The organism is Bradyrhizobium sp. dw_411 (assembly GCF_018449695.1).
GTDB lineage: Bacteria > Pseudomonadota > Alphaproteobacteria > Rhizobiales > Xanthobacteraceae > Bradyrhizobium.
On the sequence record NZ_JAAVUY010000016.1, the window covers coordinates 23,738 to 42,574 of the forward strand.

Here is an 18,837-nt window from a genome sequence, read left to right on the forward strand (position 1 = left end):
GCTAGATGGATTGCTTCGCTTCGCTCGCAATGACGAAAGAACAACAAGAAAGAGAGCCCGCCATGAACGCCCCGGTCGAAGCCAATGAAGACCTGATCTACACCGTCACCGACGGCATCGCGCGGATGACGTTCAACCGTCCGCAGGCGCGCAACGCGTTCACCTTTGCGATGTACGAGAAGATGGCGTCGCTCTGTGAAGGCATCAACGCCGACCGTTCGATCAAGGTGCTGATCATGACCGGCACCGGCGAGAAAGCATTCGCCTCCGGCACCGACATCTCGCAATTCCGCGCCTTCAAGACCGCCGACGATGCGCTCGAATATGAAGAGCGGATCGACCGCGTGCTCGGCATTCTGGAAAAGGTCCGCGTCCCCGTCATCGCGGCGATCGCCGGCGCCTGCACCGGCGGCGGCGCCGGGATCGCGGCCTGCTGCGATATACGGATCGGGACTGCATCGACCCGGATGGGTTTTCCGATCGCGCGCACGCTCGGCAATTGCCTGTCGATGTCCAACATCAGCCGCGTCGTCGCGCTGGTCGGCCCGGCGCGCACCAAGGATCTGATTTTCACGGCGCGGCTGATCGAAGCCCCCGAGGCGCTGTCGCTCGGCCTGCTCAACGAAATCGTGCCGGACGTCGAAACGCTGCAGCGCCGCGCCGACGAGACCGCCAAGATGATCGCCGGTCACGCGCCGATCACGATGGAGACCGCCAAGGAAGCCGTGCTTCGCCTGCGCCGCACGCTGTCGCGCGAAGAAGGCCGCGACCTGATCTTGCGCGCCTATATGAGCGAAGATTTCCGTGAGGGCATGGACGCTTTCCTCAACAAGCGCACGCCGGTCTGGAAGGGCAAGTAAGCGCTGTCACGGCAATTCCCTGACGGAATCTCCTTCATGCGCAGCCTGAAATGGGCTATTCTTGCGCCATGACGAAACTTCTGGATCAAGCCCTTGAGGTGGCGCGCAGCCTCCCGTCCGATGTTCAAGACGACATCGCCCGCGTCGTTCTTCAACTCGCCGGTAGCGATGAGGCGTCACCCGTCGCGCTCTCAGCCGATGAGCGCACAGCGATTGCAAAATCGAAAGACGCTGCAGCGCGGGGCGAATTCGCAAGCGATGAGCAGGTCCGGGCAATTTGGGCCAAACACGCACTGTGAAACTCCGTTTCACCCTTCCGGCGCTGGCCGACCTCAATTCAATACTCGATTATATTGCCGCGCATTTGCCGCAAGGCGCAAAACGCGTTCAAGGTCGTATCCAGAACATCATCGGCCTGCTTTTGACTCATCCGGATATCGGCATTCGCACGGAAGATCCGACCATTCGCCGTCTTTCGACGCCGCCTTATCCCTATCTCGTTTTCTATGAGATTGCGGAGACGGAGATCATCATTCACGCGGTGCGGCACGCCGCTCGTGATCCTTCCGACATGCCGGGTTCTGCGTAATAACTCCCGGCAAATTCTGCCCTGACTGTTTTCGAGTCTGGAATATTATGCCGGCAACGCGCGCCATTCGCACGTCTCGGAATCCAGAAGTCCTTGAAAATCAACCGCGCCAATAGCGCGTTGTTCTGGCACGCGATTTGCTGGCTTCTCAAGCTGATATTGAAGTCAGAGTGCGAGCCATGACAAGCGTCGGTTACGTCGTCCCACCAAATTATACCGTGGGCTCCGACAAGAGCCAGGCCGCCAGCAAGAACCAGAATCCGAACGATCCGAACATGCTCACCACGGGCGCGTATGGTAATGCATTCGAACTGGCGGTCAACAGCGTGACCAATAGCGACGGCACGACGACGGATACGCTGACCTATCAAAACTACGCGGGGCAAAACAACGGATCGTTCTCGGCCGTGTCGGAGACCGGGAGCGGCGGCGATCTCGCAACCGCCTACCAGTCGCTATTGGCATCGATGCAGGCGAACGGCGAGACCAGCGATGCGGCGACTTCTCAATTGAAGGGCGCCTTCAGTCAGCTCGAAAGCAAATCGCAGGGCGGCAGCGCGGATGCGACCATCTCCGGCGGGGGGATGCTGGTGCTGGCCGGTGGCCCGGTGCAGTTCAATGGCATCTCGGCCTATCAGAACGGCGTTGTCGATTCGATCATCAACGATCTGACCTCGAAGCTTCAGCACGACTCGATGGCGTGACGCTGTTCACCCTCTCCTGGAGAGAGGGTGAATAGTTTCTCGCTTTGGCGAGTGATGTCAACGAACTCACGCCAGCAGTTTCAAGAACTCGTCATGGTTCATCGGCCGTGAGAACATTCCGAAATTGTGGGTCAGCGCCATGTCCTGCGCCTCCTGGCTCAGCGTGGCGGTGCAGTCTTTCAGCGTCACGACATCGAAGCCGCGCTCGTAAGCGCTTCGCATCGTCGATTCCACGCAGCAATTGGTCAGGAAGCCTCCGATCGCCACGGTCTTTATTCCCTTGCTGCGCAAGATGAAATCGAGATTGGTGCTGGGAAAGGCATCGAGGCCGCGCTTGCCCTCGACGACGATGTCTTCGGGATGCGGCGCCAGCACGTCGACGATTTCGGCGCCCCACGATCCCTTGCGAAACGCCTTGTTGTCGACGACGCCCTTGAGGATTCCGTAGGGCGTGCCGGTTAGTTCGCCGTAGCCTTCGGCGAAGGTGATCGGCGCATGCATGATGGTGGCGCCGGCGGCGCGGCCTTTGGTTGCGACTTCAATTGAATTGGCCAGCATGTTATTCGCCTGCATGACGCCCTTGACGCCGTCATGGAAAACGCCTCCCGGCGTCGTAAAGTCGTTCTGATACTCGATCAGGACAATGGCGGTTGTCTCCGGATTCATTGGCTTGCTCCCTTGGTTGCTGTTTCCTGTTTCTTCTCGGTTTCTTTCCCGTTGCTTTTCGATTTCCTGCCCGTTTTGCAGCAGGGCTGCTCTCGCGATCCCAACCCCTGGCGCGGACAAGCCATGATACGCCTTTTCTCAATGCGCGGGTATGAGCCTGTTAGCACCGGGTTAAGGAATTAAGGTGACAGCCGGTTGGGGATAGCCCGCCTCCCGGCCTCACCCGTGCTATCGTCAGCCATGGACGATCATCGGGAGCTTTTGTTGCAGCGGCCGCAGTTCAAGATCGATGCGCAATCGAATGAGCCGGTTTGGATACAAGCCCGGCAGGATCTGTGGCGGCGCATCGAGCGGCACGATTTCGAGCCCGACACGCCGCTGAATTTTACCGGCCGGCTTGCGCGCGACCATGGCTGGAGCCTTGAAACCGCGCGCGCGGCCGTCGAGGCCTATCGCCGCTTTTGTTTTCTCGCCGTGATCTCCCCGACGCCGGTCACGCCGAGCGAGGTGGTCGATGAAGTCTGGCACCAGCATCTGATCTATTCGCGCGATTACTGGACGATCTGGTGCGGCGAAGTGTTGCAGGCGCCGCTGCATCATGATCCCACGCCGGGCGGCCCCGAGGCCCAAACGATCTATCGCCGGCAATATGCCGAGACGCTGGCGTTGCACGAGCGCGCCTTCGGTCCGCCGAGCCCTGAATTCTGGCCGGCAACGCATCTGCGCTTCGCATCTGCGCGCTATCATATGACAGACCGTACCCGCTGGCTTATCCTGCCGAAACCGATCGCATGGATTCGCCGCCATTTCGGGAAGTGAACTGATGACATGGAATCCGTTCAACTGGACCGCCGAGCCTTTTCTCCTTCTCTACATCGCCCTCGCGGCCACAGTCTTTTTGCTGGGCTTCGGCTTCCGGTCGGTGATCGGCCCGCCGGCGTCGGCTGCCCGTCAATTGAACGTATTGGAATTGGCCTATCTTGCCGGCGGTGCACGCCGTTTCGGCGACGCGGTATTGCTCAGCCTGACATCGGGGAATGGCGCCACCATCGACACCAAGGATTACAAAATTACCGTGACGAGTCAGGCACCGCTGGCGATTCTCTGCGGGCGGCCGACGGCTCTGCAGTTCGAGCCCGGCATCACGCGGCAAAAATTCCAGAAAGCGGTTAAACCACTCGCCGAGCAAGTTCTGGGACGCCTGCAACAGTTTGGTTACTGCCCAACCGACGATCAGATGTCGGCTTTCCGCATGGGCTTTCTGCCCTTTGTCGCGCTGCTGCTGGTGTTCGGGATCACCAAGGCTTTCATCGGCGCCGAACGCCATCATGCGATCGGGTTTCTGGTCGGCCTTCTTATCGTTACGGCATTTATCGGCTTCCTGCTGGCAACGCGTCCCGTGCGGACGCGGGCCGGCAAGGAGGTTTTAGCGGATTATCAGGCCTCGAAGGCGCGGGCGGCACGTGCGCCGCTCGATCACGAACTGCTGCTCGCCGTGGCGCTGTCGGGCACCGTCGTTCTTTCGGGTACCGCCTATGCGTCGGTCCATTCGGCTTCGCAGACCATGAACGGAAGTGGCGATGGCGGCAGCGGGTGCGGCGGCGGTGGTGGCGGCGGATGCGGCGGGTGCAGTTGACGCCGCAGGGCAGGGCAACGTTACCGGAACAAGATCTGTTCGCGGGCTGACAGTGGCCTCGGGGCGGCGGCGATTACGGCTTGCCGGTCGCCTGCTTGGGACCCGATTTTTCATCCTCGGCAATCTGGATGCAGGCGAGGAGATCGAGATAGCTCGTCGTGCCCAATGTACGACCATCGCTCTCACATCGATTCCGTATCACGACCGAGGTCGATGCCCACACAGCACCTAGCTGCTGTCTGGCATTGTCTTCGTCCTGCACGCACTCCGCGACGCTCTGCAAAGGAACCGAGTGCATCAACCTGGCGTCGCCATCTCTTGCGTTGCACACCGCCTGACTATTGAGGTTTGGCACCTGGCCGAACGCGGGTGGCGTCAACAGGCCAAACGGCGCGGCTGACAACACCAGCGCAAATAATACCAAGGACGGTTTCATTCGACTCTCGTGCGATGAGGGGTGACAAGCAGCCGGAATGTAAGTGGCGGGATGGGTTTAGCCAATGCTCAACCCATCCCGTTGGCGTGATCAACTTGGAAATGCGTTATCGCTGGTAAGTCACCGGGCGCTTGCGCGCGACACCCGGCCGCGGCGGAGGCGGCCCGAAATCCCGCTCCCAGATCCTGCCATCGTCGAATTGAATCCGCAGTCCGTCCGGCGAATAGACGGCGCTCTCGTTGCGCACGTCGACCCAGATCCGGCTGGCTGGCGCCGTCACATCGGGCCAGGCACGGTAGGACTCGCCGGTCTCGGTGACGAGGTTCAGGCTGTCGCCATTCTGGGTGATGAAGGCGGGACCGCCCAGATTGCCGTCACGGCAATCCTGGACACACCGGTAATTGCCGGTGAGGTTGACCGATTGCGCCGAGGCGCTGGTGGCGGCGAACGCGGCAATGGCGCCAATAACAAGTGGCAGGTATCTCATCGGATCACTCCATTGTTACAAGGTTCGGTTGATGTTGTTGCGATGCCCGGCACCTTCTCGAAGAGGCCGCGACGCGGCGCATCAGCCCTTGTTTGGCGGGCCCAAAAAAAGGCTTAAGACATAAAATCCTGCTGCCGTCGTTTTGTTCCGCCGGAAATGATGTCCTGACGTTACCGGAATTACGGCCCGGAGAACCCGCGCCCATAGGCATTGGCGGTATCGCGGTAGATCGTATGAACGTGCATGGAGAGATCCCATCCGAGTTCTTGCGGCGCGAACTCGATCACGACTTTGGGACCTTGAATCCGGAAGTAAGCCGTCGCATTTTGTCCGGGCTCTGATGTCATCGGGCCATTCCAGGCAAAATACGTGTCGTCCAGCCCAGCTTCGATCTCGGCCATGCGGGGTGCGGCATAAACGTCGTTGACGATCCCAACCCATTCCGAAATCAGATCGAGCAGCAATTGCCGCTGGCGTCCGGTCATCGCGGACGCCTTCAATCCCTCGGGTTTTATCGTTTCGCCGTCGTGCCCGGGGCCAAGCTGCAGATCGGCGGGAGAGAAGTCCACCATCATTTGCTTGCGTTGGCTGTCGTCCAGCGCTCCCAGCAAGGCGAACGCCTTGTCGCTTTCCTCGGCCAGCACGCGGATTGTCTTGCCATCAGATGTGTAGACCGCGGGCTGCGCGCCGGTGGCGGCGGGAGCGAGTACGCCTCGGGCTCCCGCGATCGTGATGTTGAGCGCGAGATGGTGCCCGCCGAATTGTATCATCCATGGCGCGGTGAGGCCTGGCGCACCGAAGATGCCCAGCGTGCAGGTCTCGGCGCCGCCCGCGACCTTGCTGTCCGCTGCAAGGGCCTGATCGGATCCCATGATATCCAGAACCTTTCGGTAGCCTTTGACGCTCAGCAAAACCTGCAACAGGTGCATGACGCCGTCGCGCTGCGGCGCGCTGAGGTTACCGAGGCGCAGACCCGGACGCGGCACGTCGCTGGCCGGCAAATCAGACCACAGGGCCTGTCCGTACTGTTCGCCGACATAGGTCGCGTTGCCGCCGCGGCCGCCTTTGAAGCGAGCGGCCGTTGCCGTCGGTGGCCGCACGAACGGAAACTGCACTTTCTCGCGTTGTCCGGCGTCGAGCGTATTCAGAAAGGCGTTCGTGGCGTCCACGATCGCCTGCGTCCGCGCGGCGCCGGTGGCCGGCGCCGGTTCAGCGAAGCAGGGGACGATGCCGTGAATGAGCGCACTGAAGACCATCAACGCGATCAGCGCGAGACTGGAGCGCCTGATCAACGCGTGACGGGCAGCCAACTCACGCTCACCAGGTGCGAACCGCAAGAACCGCATCGGCAAAGGCACGCGGCGCCTCCTGGGCAATGTTATGGCCCGCATTGGGGATGACGCGGTGCTCATGATGCCCTGTGAAGTGGGCGGCCTGAGCGGCAGTACCGGCCGGCCGGATGCCGTCGGTGGCCCCATCGAGCGTGATCGTGGGTACGGATATGTTGGGTTGCTTGGCGAGGCGTTGCTCGATCCCCGCCAACGCCGGGTCGCCGGGCGCCAGCGCCATCCGGTGCCGGTAGGATTGAATCACGACGTCGACGAAGTCCGGATTATCGAACGACGAAGCGGTTCGCGCGAACGTTGCGTCATCGAACTTCCAGGTCGGCGACCATAATTTCCACAGCAGACGGCAGAACGCCCGCCGGTCTTTTTTTAGGCCCGCGGCCCCGCGCTCGCTCTGCAGGTAATATTGGTACCAGATGCCGTATTCTTTTTCCGGCGTATCCGGCTCGCCTGATTTGGCGATGTCCTGGATGTTATAGCTGTTGTAGGAGACGAGGCTCTTGGCCCGCTCGGGCCACAGCGCGGCGACCACGCAGGCCGCGCGTCCGCCCCAATCGTAGCCGGCCAGATGCGCGGAAGGAATCTGCAGCGCGTCGAGCAACGCCAGCAGGTCGGCGCCCAGAGCGGCCTGTTCGCCCGATCGCGGCGTCGCCGCCGAGAGAAAACGCGTCGGGCCGTAGCCACGCAGATAAGGCACGATGACGCGCGCGCCTTCAGCGGCTAACAGTGGCGAGACTTCGTCATAGGCGTGGATGTCGTAGGGGAAGCCGTGGAGCAGAACGACCGGCCATCCGCTCGCGGGGCCCGTCTCCAGATAGCCGACGTTGAGAACGCCCGCGTCAATATGCTTGATCAATGTCGTTTCCTCTTTCGCCGTTCGCGGCGGATTGGTCTGCGCCATTGCAACGCTTGACAGCATTCCGGGAAGAAAACTGCCGATCATGAACCGGCGGGACATATTCATGTGTGTCATCGCTTTTCCTGACACACCTGCAACAGCCTTCGCAAGCCGCAATGCCGGCAGGCTGCAATGTCTTCAAGCCGGGTCTGTTCTGATATGTCTGCCCTGATATCCCCGATCAGTAGGTCGAGGCATCAGGCGAATCCGTCGGTTTCTCGAAAGCCCGCTTCATCGCCGGGCTCATCGGGATATTCAGATTGGCGCCCTTCGGCGGGATCGGCTGGGTGAACCACTTCGCATAGAGCGCAGCCATCTCCGGGCTCTGGTAGAGGCTCGCGGTCGCGGCATCGGCAAGCGCCTTGAACGCCACATCGTCCTTGCGCAGCATCACGCCATAGGGTTCGGGTTTGGAGAACGCGTCTTCCGAGATCACATAGGCCTTCGGATCCTTGGCGTTGGCGATCAGGCCCGCCAGCACGATATCGTCCTGGACGAAGGCCACGGCGCGGCCGGTCTCGACCATCAGGAACGCTTCGCCCTGATCCTGCGCCGGGACGATCGTCATTCCCAGGTTTAACCTGTTATTGAATTCGAGCGCCTGCTTGATGTTGGTCGAGCCGGAAGGCGAGACGATGGTCTTGCCCTTGAGATCGGCGATCCCGTTGATTTTGGAATCGACCTTCGAGACAAAGCGGCTCGCGGTCAGAAAATGCGTATTGGTGTACCAGACCTGCTGTTGCCGCTCGGCATTGTTGGTGGTGTTGCCGCATTCGAGATCGATGGTGCCGTTGGCCATCAGTGGAATGCGCATCGCCGACGTCACGAGTTGATAGCGCACCTCCAACTTGTCGAGCTTCAATTCGCGCTTCACCGCGTCGACGATTTTGGCGCAGATGTCCATCGCGAAGCCGACCGGCTGCTGCTTGTCGTCCAGATAGGAGAACGGCACTGAAGCTTCGCGGTGCCCGATGGTGATGTAGCCCAGCTCCTTCACCTTCGCGAGCGTGCCCGTGAGTTCGGCCGCCATCGCGCTGGCGTGGCCTGACACAAGCGTCGCCAGCGTCAGCGCCGCGAACAATTCCTTCCGCACGGATATCTCCATCGTCAATCACGCCTCGCGGCCATGCTTGGCGATATCGGGGAATTTATCAAGGGGAAGGCACCGACGAAAACAGATAGACGAGTCCCTCACTCATGGTCGGGTGTGTCACGATGAGGTCACGTAGCGCGGTGTAGGGCAGTCCGGCGCTCATCGCCAATTGGACCGGCGCCAGTAATTCACCCGCGCCTGTTCCAAGAGCGGTGAAACCGACAATTCGATCGTTGCTGTCGATCAACGCCTTCAGAAAGCCCTCGGTCTCGCCAAGTGTTTGAGCCCTGAGCACGGCCGCCATCGGAAGCTTTACCAACCGGTAGGCGAGGCCTTGCTGCCTGGCGTCGATTTCGCGCAAGCCAATGTGCGCAAGCTCGGGGTCCGTGAACAGCGCATAGGGCACCTGGCGTCCGGCGGTCGAGCGTCTTTCGCCCCGGAGCGTCCGCTGGACAATCCGATAATCGTCGAACGCAATATGCGTGAAGTTCGGACTGCCGGCGCAATCGCCGACGGCATAGACATTGTCCGCGGTCGTCTGCAGTACGTCATTGACCTTGATATGCCCGGTCGCGGCGAGATCGATCCCGGCCTTTTCCAGGCCGATCCCATCCGTGTTGGGTGCACGGCCGGCGGCCGCGAGAATATGGGTGGCGTTGATGGTCTGCTCGCCGGCCACGGTGCTTATCTTGACCGCGACCGCGTCGGCGGAGCGCCCCTCCACGGAATAGACCGCGGCGCCGAAAATGAACCGGATGCCTTCCGCCGCAAGCAGCCTCGTAAGCTCGGCTGCGACATCTTCATCCTCGCGCGGCAATAGCCGGGGACCTCGGTCGATCACCGTCACCTTCGAGCCGAAACGCGCCATGGCCTGCGCGAATTCCAGCCCCACATAGCCGCCTCCGAGAATGAGCAGATGTTCGGGGAGGGTATCGAGTTCAAGCTCTTCGACATGCGTCATCGGATACGCCTCGCGCAGTCCGGCGATTTCGGGAATGATGGTGCGCGAGCCCGTGCTTACGATCACTGTCTCGGCGGTGAGCGAGCGGAAGCCGCCTTGCTCCAGTTCGACGGACAATGTGCGGGGACCGGTGAACGCGCCTTGTCCGTAAATGAACTCGACATGGTTGGCGGAGAAACGTTTTTTATGAATCTCAACCAGACCATCCACCATGGCGCGTTTGCGGTCGCGGACCACGGTCATGTCGATGCCGGGTTCGGAGGCGTTAAGTCCGAAATCCCTTAGTCTTTGCGCGTACCACGCCACTTTGGCCGAATGCACCACGTTCTTGCTCGGAAGACAGGCGATATTGGGACACGACCCGCCGACGTAGCGGCGCTCGACAAGTGCGACGCGTTTGCCCTCGGCCCCGAGCGACCAACTGAGGTATTTGCCGGCTTCTCCGCTGCCCAGCACGAGGACATCGAATTTTTCAACGGGTAAGCCTGCACTGACCATGTCTAAAATTCCTCGCTTGTCGCGCCCCGGCGCCCTTCGCGTTCAAACGCAAGGTTAAACGCCTGGCGGGAGATTTTCCACGATTCTGAAGGCTTATCGTCATTCCGGTTCAATTCGGACCCGGGTTCCCAGGACTAACTGCTGGTTGCATTGGCGCACGATTGGATCAGGAACGCGCGGACGTGTCACATATCGGTGTGAAACAAACGTCGCGCATGCAGCCCTCTATGTTATGGTGAGTTGCGGCAGGTCGGTCTCACTGACTGCAATGGAGCGCATTCGATGCAACAGCGTCTTGCAGGCGCAAGTTACGAGAGCGCCGTCATCGGGGACCGATTTCAGCTCGACCTGCCTCCGACGGCTCTGGCGCGGACCGCTTCCATCGCGCCGATCGGGTTCACGCGTTTGAAGAGCGAGCGCGCGATGCAGGGTCCGGCCAAAAACGTCCCGCCGGAACATGCCTTTTCCTTCCATGTTCCGCTGCTGCCGGTTGCCGCGGATCTCTGGATCGACGGAAGACACCTTTTGTCAAAGGCAATGAATCCGGGCGCCACGTTCCTGTTCGACCTGCGCAGCAATCCGGTTTCCGAAATTCACACGCCATTCGATAATATCCGATTTTATATTTCTCAGGCCTCCCTCGATGAACTTGCCTTCGATCAGGGGATGCCCCGGTTGAAGGGATTGGTTTCTTCGTGTCAGGGCTCCTATGACCGGGTCATGTACGGGCTCGCGAACGCCCTGGCGGATCAGGTCGAGCACGAGTGCAGCGCGTTGTTCATCGATCACATCGCGCTGGCCTTTCACGCCCACATCGTGAAGACGTATGGCAACGCCACTGCGACGGTTGACATGGTTGCGGGAGGATTATCGCCCTGGCAGCTTCGGCGCGTGCTCGACTTCATTACGGCCCATCTGGACGGCGATCCCACGATCGCCGAGCTCGCACGCGAGTGCGCTTTGTCGCCTGGTTATTTCGCCCGCGCGTTTCGCCGGACCACCGGGGGCACGCCTCACCAATGGCTGGTTCGAAAGCGGGTTGAACGGGCAAAAGCATTGCTGCTTGGGGGCAGATCGGGCCTCGCCGATATTGCCGTCACATGCGGCTTTGTCGATCAAAGTCATTTCACGCGTGTCTTCTCGAAGATCGAGGGCGACAGCCCCGGAAGGTGGCGGCAGCGGCATCGCTGATCCCCCGTCGAAGACCATGCGCCTGCCGATTTCCACCGCTGTGCCGTTTTTTAAAAAAGACAGCGACAGTAATATCCAATCCAAACAGTCTCTCCCGGCCGATCCTTGTATTCACGCGCGGCGGTTCTGACCTCCTGCGCTGTTTCGAGGAGGACGCCATGGACAACAAGCCGGGTTTCACCGAACACCATATTTCACACGGCGAAGGCAGGATTTACGCGCGCGACCACGATGGTGCGGGACCGGCTTTCGTGCTCATGCACGGCTTTCCCGACAATCTTCATATCTATGACGACCTTGTGCCCTACCTGACAGCGGCAGGCCGGCGCGTCGTTGCGTTCGATTTCCTCGGGTTTGGCGCGTCCGACAAGCCGGCTGCGTCGTACAGCTTCGAGCAGCAGCTTGGCGATCTCTCGGCGGTGATTCAGGCCCTGGGGCTCGGCCCGGTCGTTCTCGTCGCGCACGATTCGTCAGGTGCCGCCGCGATCAATTTTGCGGTCGAGCATCCCTACAAGGTCGCCTCGCTCTGCATCCTGAATTCGGCCTACGACAATTCACCGCTCAATGTCTGGCCGGAGATGATTGTGCTGTTTGCCGATCCGGCGCTCAGGGCGCTCGCGCTCGCGGTCGCGCAAAGTCCTGCGCAGTTCGGTTGGTTGCTGGACTGGCAGAGAATGAAATTCGCAGAGCCGCTCCCGGCGGACCAGAAATTGCGTTTTGAGCAGTTCGTAGCCCCGCTGATCGCCGACAATTTTACGCGGCCTCCGGGTTCAGGCCCGGCCTTCATGCAGATGGCTGCGCAATTCTACGAAGAGCTGAAGCGAAACAGTACCCGTCTGCCTCTGGTCAAAGCGCTCGATCTCCCGGTCAAGGTCATTTGGGGCGAATACGATCCTTATCTCGGCGTCGAGATGGGAAGGGAGCGGGCTAGTTATTTCAAGAATGGCTCATTTCATTCAGTGCCGGCGGGCCATTGGCTGCAGGCAGATATGCCGCAACGGGTCGCGGAGCTGATGTTGTCATGACGGGGCGCCGGTGCATTACCGTCGGCGACTTCGCCTGTGTCGATGCCGACGTGCTCAACGCCGGCATCGTAAATCACTAACTCGGCTTCGTGGAGGAGGGAAGAATGACAATTTCAATCAAGGTGCGCGCAATGATTTTCTGCCGTGCGGCTTTGCGACTGGCAGTCCTCACGACTACGGCGGCCGCATGCCTGGCCCAGCCGGCGGCTCAGGCTGCTTCACGATCCACAGATCCCCTCGCCGAAGCATCACGTCAACACGTCACCACAGCAGAAAAGGACTCGATAAAAATGGCGCAGAACACATCACCTCCGGGCGCTGCCGAAATGGCAGCGGCAAAAACCCTCACGACCAAAGTGCTTGCGATCGGCTCGTGGACGGCCAAGGCGACACCCGACAAACGGCCCCCGATCATGCCGTCCGAGGCGCGCGACACGATGCGTTTGATGCTGGCCGGAAAGATCGACCAGTGGTTCGCCAAGATCGACGGGTCCGGAGCGGTGTTCCTGATGAACGTGACCACTCCGGCCGAAGCGCACGCGCTGCTGGAAAAACTCCCATTGGGTAAGGCCGATATGATGACGTTCGAACTCATCCCGGTGGGTCCTCTCTGGCCGTTGGGTTTGCTGTTGGGCGAACCTGCGAAATAAGGCTGAGGGATCATTGGGCCGGGTTGGCGCGACCTTTTCAGATCTTGTCGCGCCGCAGCCCGGGCCTGGTGGTTCGCCGAACTGCAATATCCATCAAACACCTGAGAAAATCGACCGTTGGGGCATCATCATGTCGGACTTCAGCCTGAGCACGCTTACGCTATTGCACGTTTTAATCAGCCTGATCGGCATCGCCGCCGGCGTGATCGCGATGATCGGGTGGTTGAAGTCCGACCTGTCGCGAACTGCGACAGCGACGTTCCTGGCGACTACCATATTGACGAGCGCGACAGGCTTTCTTTTCCCGTTCACCAAATTGCTGCCATCGCATATCGTCGGCATCATCTCATTGGTGATGCTGGCGTTGGCGACGTTTGCGTTCTACGCGAAGCATCTGTCAGGTTTTTGGCGTCCCGTTTATGCGGTCACGGCCGTGCTGTCGCTTTATCTGAACGTGTTCGTTCTGCTCGTGCAGGGGTTCATGAAAGTTGCGCCATTGAAGGCGTTGGCGCCGACACAGACGGAGCCCGCGTTCGTGGTGGCGCAGGGCGCGCTATTTCTCCTGTTCCTGGCGCTGACGATCCTGACAGCCCTGCGATTTCGACCGGCCCCGCTCGTCGCGGTCTGACATGATGGCGACCTCGTCGCTGATGGGGGATTAGCTGTCGTGAAATATACGCCGGAGCTCTACGCGTTGACCGTTATTTCCGGTGCCACCGCGCTGATGTGGGTGCCGTATGTTACGGCCCGTATGACCACGCACGGTGTGACGCGGGCTATCGGCGTCCCCGGGGTCGGTTATCCGGTTGACGCGCCCTGGGCCGACCGCGCGCGGCGCGCCCATCTCAACGCGATCGAAAATCTGGCTGTCTTCGCGCCGCTGGTGCTCGTGGCGGCCATCGTCGAGGTCAGCACCAAGGCCACCGTGCTATCGGCCCAAATCTACGTCGTCGCTCGTCTCGTCCATTATGTGATTTACACCGTAGGCATTCCGGTTATTCGAACAATCGCTTTTCTAGCGGGCGCAATCGCGATGGTCGTCATCGCCGCGGTACTGCTTCTCAGTGCGGTCTGAATGCAACGCCGCTACACCGACCGGCCGATTTGAAACCACGGCTGGCCTGTCGCTCGGGAGCCGCGCTCGATCGACAAAACGGATTGCGCTGCTCGCGGTCAGGTCTGGACCGCAAACCTTCCCAGCAAGGCAGTGAGATCCTCCGCGCGATCGAGCGCCCACAGCGACTGCAGAACATCGTCGGTTCGCTGCTGCGGCCAGCGTGGGCCGACATTGGCGCGAAATTTCCGCGCCACTTCATCGCGGCTCATCGGCCGGCCGACGAATCCGGGGACATTGTCGATCTCGCTGACAAGGCGTTGCCCGTCGACCAGGACCGCCGTGATGCGCGACGGAACCGTGGTGGCGTTGGTGCGCGCGGTCAGCGCCGGGTCCTCGATCACGGTGATCTTGCGCATGAAGGCGAGGATGCGCGGATCGCGCAGCTTTTCGGGCGCATAGCTTTCATTGGTGATGTCGCCGTCGAACATGGTCCGCGCCGCGATATAGGGCAGGCTGTGGTCCGCGGTGTCCCGGGTGGTCGGCGCCCATTTCTCGGCTCCGCTCCCGGTCATCTCAAAGCCTCGCCGGGCCGTTGCGATTTCGATCGAAACGATGCGATCGAGCGAGCCTGCCTGCTTCATGATGTCGAGGCTCGCAAGGATCGCAGCCTGCGTATAAGTCTGCGCGGGGTAGGCCTTGATGCTGCATTGGTTGATCCGAAACGGAATGCCCCGCCGGCCGAAACTATTCACGTCGATGTCGGTCGATCCGGACACCTGCCGGAAGAAACCCAACTGCCCTTCGAAGACAGGCGCCGGACCGGTGATGCCGCCGCGCGCCAGCAGTGCTGCGAAAACCGCATCGCGCCCGGCCTCGGCGTCGGCCAATCCCTTCCAGTCCGACAGGGTTTGCACCCTTGTTTGTCCCATCGGCATGTGGGCATTGAGCGCGATGTTCGCGGCCTGGGTCAGCTTGTCAGTATCGAGCTTCATCAGTTTGCCGGCGGCGAGCGCCACGGCGGGAAGACTGAACGCCGGGGCATCCCAGCCTTTGGTCGTGATGTCGAAGGCGTCGACCAGCCGGCAGTTGATCTCGTAGACGAGCGCGATCGCGGTGATGAGGTCGGTGGCGCTTGCCCGCTCGGATTCCGCGACCGCCAGGCAGGCGGCGATCTGGTCGCTCGGGTGGCCGGTCAGGCGGCCGATATAGAAGTCATTGAGGTCGTAGTAGCGAAAGGCGACGCCATTGGCGAACGCCGCGAGATCGGGCGTCGCGTGCCGGTCGGTGCCGATGATGCTCGAGCCGCCGCCAGCTTGCGCGAGCGCGATATTGCGGCAGATGCGGACGGGCCCCTCGTCGAACGCCGCGATCCCGCAACCAAGCGTATCGATGAGATGGGTCTTGACGCTCTCAATCGTTGCAGTGTCGAGATCCTCATAGCGCAGGCTGTTGGCGTAGGCGGCAAGCCGCTCGGCGAGCGGACGGGCCGGCTGGTCCGGCAGCGGCGGCGTCGCGAGAGTTTGTGCGCCGGCGATGCGCGCCGCGGCCGGCAGGGCGGCCGCGCCCGCTGCCATCAGCAGGAATTGACGGCGCGGATGGTTCATGGCGGCGCTTCCTTGGCGGAGATCAGCGATGGTTGACGGGATCCATGCCGGACTTTTTGATCGCGGCGTCGGTTGCGCTGGATGCGAGGAACGCGATCAGACGCCGGGCTTGCTCCGTGCGATGCGATGTCTTGACCATCGCCGCTGTGAAAATCTGAACGAGTTGAACGCTGTCAGGAAACGGTCCGATCACGTCCACACCGGGTTGGCCGACCAGTTCGCTGAGCGGGCCGATCGCCAGATCCACTTCGCCTGCCGCCAACGCGGCCGTCGATTCCGATCCGCGGGCAAACATCTTGAAATGCACCTTGTCGGCAATCCCGAATTTCGGAAGCACTTCGTCCTTCATGAACAGGCCGCTGGTGCTTCCCGGCATCGCGAACATCCGTGAATTGAGCAAGGCCTGCTTCAGTGCAGCCTCGTTGCTGATGTCGGGTTTGGGGCTTCCCTGGCGCACGGCCGCACCAAGAGGAGAGGCGGCCAGCCCGGCCTCGGAACCCTCCGCGATTCGCCCCATCGCGGCCAGTTCGTCCAGTCCCTCTTTCGAGAGGATCACGACGTCGACATCCGCGCCATTCTCAAGCTGATACTTGATGGTCTTTGGTCCGGTTCCCTGCGAAGATCCGGACAACGTGGTCACCGCGATGCCCGTTGAGCGCTCAAACTCCGGCAGCGCAGCTTGATACGCCTGCGAGAAACCGCCCGAAATCATAACGCGCAGCTCGTCCATCGCATGGCCCTCGGTTGCAGCAAGAAGCATCACAAGTCCGAGGAGCGGAGCAATCAATTTTTTCATCGGAAACGGCCCTTTGAACTATTGCCTACCACGCCCGGTTGCGGGCGTCAGTGAAAGAGTTCAGGCCTGAACGGCCAATGGCGTTTTAGTGAACCCAAGGCATCGACGACGCAAGAGCTTGAAATACGCGACACTCATCGCCGCGTCAGTAGCTAACAACGCAGGTTTCGCCGCTGAGATCGACAGCAATCATTTTGACGAACGTGCGCCGCCGCATCGCCAGCTTCTCAATTCGGTGGGCAGGAACCCGCACCATCGACAAGCAGGGGATGGTCAAGCGCGGGGCAGGATACCCATGCCGATCAAATGCGTTCGCACGAATTGCGCGACGTGCGCGCCGAGGCTTTTGGGAGGAACTGCGACCATCCGCTCTTCCAGGCCAAGCGAGATGATGCCGTGCACCGCGGAAAACATCGTCCGCGCCAGCAATGCTACCTCGACAGGATCCTTGTCCGGCAATAGCCGTTCCATCGGGGCGTGCATCAGCGCGAAGGTGCGCATCACCATTTCAAGCAGATCGTCAGGAAACGGCCGATCGTTCTCCATGCGATGTTCGAATAAGGACCGCAGCAGATTGGCATGTTCGGTGAAGAAACCGAGATAGGCGTCCGCCAGCCCGAACAGGTGGTCGACGGCGTCCTGAGCGGGGACCGCCGAAAGCACGCCGTCGAGCCGCTGAACTGTCTCCCGATTGACCGTCAGGATCAGTCCGTCGAAGTCGCCGAACTCGTTGTAGATACTGCCGATCGAGCAGTCGGCGGCGTTGGCTACATCCCGAATCTTAAGTGATATCAATCCATTAGCTTCAATTTCGCGGCGCGCAACCTCGATCAGGAGTTGCCGTCGTTTACCCTTTTTTCGCCCTCGCAAAGATTCTTCTTGAACAATGTTCATTTTCGTCGTACCCATATTGAACATTGTTCAAATATCCCAGAGGAGATGAAGATGCAAACGCTTATTTCCCAAATCGGCTTCACGTTCGTCGAGGATGCGGCTGCGCTGGCCCAAGGTTTCGCTCACGTGGTTCGGACTTTGGCGGTCGAAACCTTCACTGCGATGCGTGCCCGCGTTTTCGGGCCAGTCGACCGGTTGGCAGAGGCGTGCGACGTCGGAAACGTGATCCCGGCGCGACGCGATGTGACGGCGCGGCGCCGTCAATTCCAGACCAACCGGAAAACGCCGACGGGACTTCATCTGCTCCAGCGCTGCAATCCGTTCCGCGGGCTGCACCATCTCACGTGAACCGAAGCACCGGAGCCGTTGTTATGCGTGACACTCTGACATCGATCATCGATCTGGTTTCCAGCCTTCTGCGGGGAAACCTCAACGCGGCGTCGAACCTCGACCGTTCGATCGCCGTTGCGGCGTCTGGCCATTTTGCCGCCCGGCGGGCGCTCGCCGTCGCTGTTGCGGAAGAAAACCGGGAGATCGCACGCAGGGATGACCTGACCGTGAAGGTCACTGATCTCGAGTGCCGAGCGGTTCAGGCCATTCGCGCGGGCCGGGACGATCTGGCGATGAATGCAGCCGAAACCATCGCTGTGGTTCGGACCGAGATCGAGGCATCCGATCGCGCCTCGTCGCGCTTCGCTGCGGAGGTTGCACTCGCCCGTCGCGAAGTCGACAGCCAGCGCCGCCGATTGGCTGATCTTGACCGCGGCCGCCGGCTGGCGCGGATCGGCAGCGCGTTGAACGGCGCCGCCTCGTTTTCGGATCCCGGATGCGATCGCCTCAGCGAGGCGGAAACTGCACTCAAGAAAATCAATGCGGAAAATGACGACGCGAGGGCGATCCGCGAGGAAATGGCTTCACAGCCCGATCGCCTGATCGATCGGCTGTCTGACCAGGGCTTCGGGCCGCCGGTAGACGTTCGTGCGACCGATGTCATGGCGCGGCTGCGCATGATGGCGGCAACGCCGGTGCTGCTCGAAAGCGGACCGGAACTGAATTCGCGGCTTTGAACATTCAATTCGCCCCCGACACCAACCATCGAAGGAAATCGTCATGTCTTTTCAGCAGCTAACTTCCGTAGATCGGCCCACCGGCGCGTGGGTTAACTTCAGCTATGCATCGTTCGCGGCTTCGGTACTGATGGTGGGCGGCGGTATCGCCGCGCTGCCACTTGATTGGTGGGTCAGGGCCTATTTCGCCATGGGCATGGTGATGGTGGTTCAGTCCTGCTTCACCTTGTCGAAGAACATTCGCGACGTGCATGAAGCCAGCCGGATGATTAACCGTATCGAAGAAGCGAGAACGGAGAAACTATTGAGTAGCGAACGAACATAAAATTTGTCGCGTTAACGAGACATTGTGCATCCTCGACACTGCTCAGCGAGACGC

23 protein-coding genes are annotated in these 18,837 nt (G+C 60.8%); 13 read left to right on the forward strand and 10 right to left on the reverse strand.

The annotated features are described in order from the left end of the window. The first annotated feature begins 62 nt into the window (after positions 1 to 62). From HB676_RS24910 to HB676_RS24920, 3 genes are all read left to right on the forward strand, one after another. Entirely contained in the window at positions 63 to 860 is a 798-nt protein-coding gene (locus HB676_RS24910; protein WP_213741113.1) for an enoyl-CoA hydratase/isomerase family protein, read from the forward strand. Positions 861 to 1,155: 295 nt separating this feature from the next. After that, positions 1,156 to 1,449, forward strand: a complete 294-nt coding sequence (locus tag HB676_RS24915; RefSeq protein ID WP_213741114.1) for a type II toxin-antitoxin system RelE/ParE family toxin — start codon at positions 1,156 to 1,158, stop codon at positions 1,447 to 1,449. 179 nt (positions 1,450 to 1,628) lie between these two features. Beyond that, entirely contained in the window at positions 1,629 to 2,153 is a 525-nt protein-coding gene (locus HB676_RS24920; protein WP_213741115.1) for a hypothetical protein, read from the forward strand. Positions 2,154 to 2,219: 66 nt separating this feature from the next. Here the strand turns inward: HB676_RS24920 and HB676_RS24925 are convergent, their stop codons facing one another. Further along, complete coding sequence (locus tag HB676_RS24925) at positions 2,220 to 2,819, reverse strand: cysteine hydrolase (protein WP_213741116.1); 600 nt, start codon at positions 2,817 to 2,819, stop codon at positions 2,220 to 2,222. A gap of 264 nt (positions 2,820 to 3,083) precedes the next feature. On the opposite strand from HB676_RS24925, the gene HB676_RS24930 reads away from it, so the two are divergent. Together HB676_RS24930 and HB676_RS24935 are read left to right on the forward strand one after the other, a co-directional pair. After that, positions 3,084 to 3,638: a hypothetical protein gene (locus HB676_RS24930; RefSeq protein WP_249780457.1), complete on the forward strand. Its 555-nt coding sequence runs from the start codon at positions 3,084 to 3,086 to the stop codon at positions 3,636 to 3,638. Positions 3,639 to 3,642: 4 nt separating this feature from the next. Then, entirely contained in the window at positions 3,643 to 4,455 is an 813-nt protein-coding gene (locus tag HB676_RS24935) for a TIGR04222 domain-containing membrane protein (RefSeq protein ID WP_213741118.1), read from the forward strand. A 73-nt stretch (positions 4,456 to 4,528) separates the two neighbouring features. Here HB676_RS24935 and HB676_RS24940 read toward each other — a convergent pair whose 3' ends face one another. The 6 genes from HB676_RS24940 to HB676_RS24965 form a co-directional block, all read right to left on the reverse strand. Next, positions 4,529 to 4,891, reverse strand: coding sequence for a hypothetical protein (locus HB676_RS24940; protein WP_213741119.1), 363 nt, complete (start codon positions 4,889 to 4,891; stop codon positions 4,529 to 4,531). A 106-nt stretch (positions 4,892 to 4,997) separates the two neighbouring features. Then, positions 4,998 to 5,378, reverse strand: coding sequence for a hypothetical protein (locus tag HB676_RS24945; protein WP_213741120.1), 381 nt, complete (start codon positions 5,376 to 5,378; stop codon positions 4,998 to 5,000). 179 nt (positions 5,379 to 5,557) lie between these two features. Then, positions 5,558 to 6,688, reverse strand: coding sequence for a DUF3500 domain-containing protein (locus HB676_RS24950; protein ID WP_213741121.1), 1,131 nt, complete (start codon positions 6,686 to 6,688; stop codon positions 5,558 to 5,560). Positions 6,689 to 6,695: 7 nt separating this feature from the next. After that, complete coding sequence (locus HB676_RS24955; protein ID WP_213741237.1) at positions 6,696 to 7,577, reverse strand: alpha/beta fold hydrolase; 882 nt, start codon at positions 7,575 to 7,577, stop codon at positions 6,696 to 6,698. 226 nt (positions 7,578 to 7,803) lie between these two features. Further along, a complete protein-coding gene (locus tag HB676_RS24960) occupies positions 7,804 to 8,652 on the reverse strand; it encodes an amino acid ABC transporter substrate-binding protein (protein ID WP_249780470.1) in 849 nt (282 codons plus the stop codon). Between the two features lie 121 nt (positions 8,653 to 8,773). Further along, positions 8,774 to 10,174 (reverse strand): FAD-dependent oxidoreductase, encoded by a 1,401-nt coding sequence (locus HB676_RS24965; protein WP_213741123.1) that lies wholly within the window; start codon positions 10,172 to 10,174, stop codon positions 8,774 to 8,776. Positions 10,175 to 10,456: 282 nt separating this feature from the next. Here HB676_RS24965 and HB676_RS24970 point away from each other — a divergent pair, with 282 nt between their 5' ends. The 5 genes from HB676_RS24970 (at position 10,457) to HB676_RS24990 (ending at position 14,115) form a co-directional block, all read left to right on the forward strand. Further along, positions 10,457 to 11,365 carry an AraC family transcriptional regulator gene (locus HB676_RS24970; RefSeq protein ID WP_213741124.1) on the forward strand — a complete coding sequence of 303 codons (909 nt, stop codon included), beginning with the start codon at positions 10,457 to 10,459 and terminating at the stop codon, positions 11,363 to 11,365. Then, positions 11,344 to 12,390 (forward strand): alpha/beta hydrolase, encoded by a 1,047-nt coding sequence (locus tag HB676_RS24975; protein ID WP_213741125.1) that lies wholly within the window; start codon positions 11,344 to 11,346, stop codon positions 12,388 to 12,390. The genes HB676_RS24970 and HB676_RS24975 overlap by 22 nt, the downstream gene beginning before the upstream one ends. A 104-nt stretch (positions 12,391 to 12,494) precedes the next feature. Further along, on the forward strand, positions 12,495 to 13,040 hold the full coding sequence (locus HB676_RS24980) for a hypothetical protein (RefSeq protein ID WP_249780458.1): 546 nt from the start codon (positions 12,495 to 12,497) through the stop codon (positions 13,038 to 13,040). Positions 13,041 to 13,170: 130 nt separating this feature from the next. Beyond that, positions 13,171 to 13,668 carry a hypothetical protein gene (locus HB676_RS24985; protein WP_213741126.1) on the forward strand — a complete coding sequence of 166 codons (498 nt, stop codon included), beginning with the start codon at positions 13,171 to 13,173 and terminating at the stop codon, positions 13,666 to 13,668. A gap of 39 nt (positions 13,669 to 13,707) precedes the next feature. Continuing rightward, positions 13,708 to 14,115, forward strand: a complete 408-nt coding sequence (locus HB676_RS24990) for an MAPEG family protein (RefSeq protein WP_213741127.1) — start codon at positions 13,708 to 13,710, stop codon at positions 14,113 to 14,115. A 98-nt stretch (positions 14,116 to 14,213) separates the two neighbouring features. On the opposite strand, the gene HB676_RS24995 is transcribed toward HB676_RS24990, so the two are convergent. The 3 genes from HB676_RS24995 to HB676_RS25005 form a co-directional block, all read right to left on the reverse strand. Further along, positions 14,214 to 15,701 (reverse strand): MmgE/PrpD family protein, encoded by a 1,488-nt coding sequence (locus HB676_RS24995; RefSeq protein WP_213741128.1) that lies wholly within the window; start codon positions 15,699 to 15,701, stop codon positions 14,214 to 14,216. A gap of 22 nt (positions 15,702 to 15,723) precedes the next feature. Then, entirely contained in the window at positions 15,724 to 16,461 is a 738-nt protein-coding gene (locus tag HB676_RS25000) for a substrate-binding domain-containing protein (protein ID WP_213741129.1), read from the reverse strand. A 309-nt stretch (positions 16,462 to 16,770) separates the two neighbouring features. Further along, complete coding sequence (locus HB676_RS25005; protein ID WP_213741130.1) at positions 16,771 to 17,391, reverse strand: TetR/AcrR family transcriptional regulator; 621 nt, start codon at positions 17,389 to 17,391, stop codon at positions 16,771 to 16,773. Here HB676_RS25005 and HB676_RS25010 point away from each other — a divergent pair. From HB676_RS25010 to HB676_RS25020, 3 genes are read left to right on the forward strand one after another with little or no spacing between them, the layout of a single operon-like run. Then, on the forward strand, positions 17,377 to 17,739 hold the full coding sequence (locus HB676_RS25010) for a hypothetical protein (protein ID WP_213741131.1): 363 nt from the start codon (positions 17,377 to 17,379) through the stop codon (positions 17,737 to 17,739). The two genes, HB676_RS25005 and HB676_RS25010, sit on opposite strands and share 15 nt — an antisense overlap. Positions 17,740 to 17,762: 23 nt before the next feature. After that, positions 17,763 to 18,458, forward strand: a complete 696-nt coding sequence (locus HB676_RS25015; RefSeq protein ID WP_213741132.1) for a hypothetical protein — start codon at positions 17,763 to 17,765, stop codon at positions 18,456 to 18,458. A gap of 43 nt (positions 18,459 to 18,501) precedes the next feature. Beyond that, positions 18,502 to 18,783, forward strand: a complete 282-nt coding sequence (locus HB676_RS25020; protein ID WP_213741133.1) for a YiaA/YiaB family inner membrane protein — start codon at positions 18,502 to 18,504, stop codon at positions 18,781 to 18,783. Positions 18,784 to 18,837 lie beyond the last annotated feature (54 nt).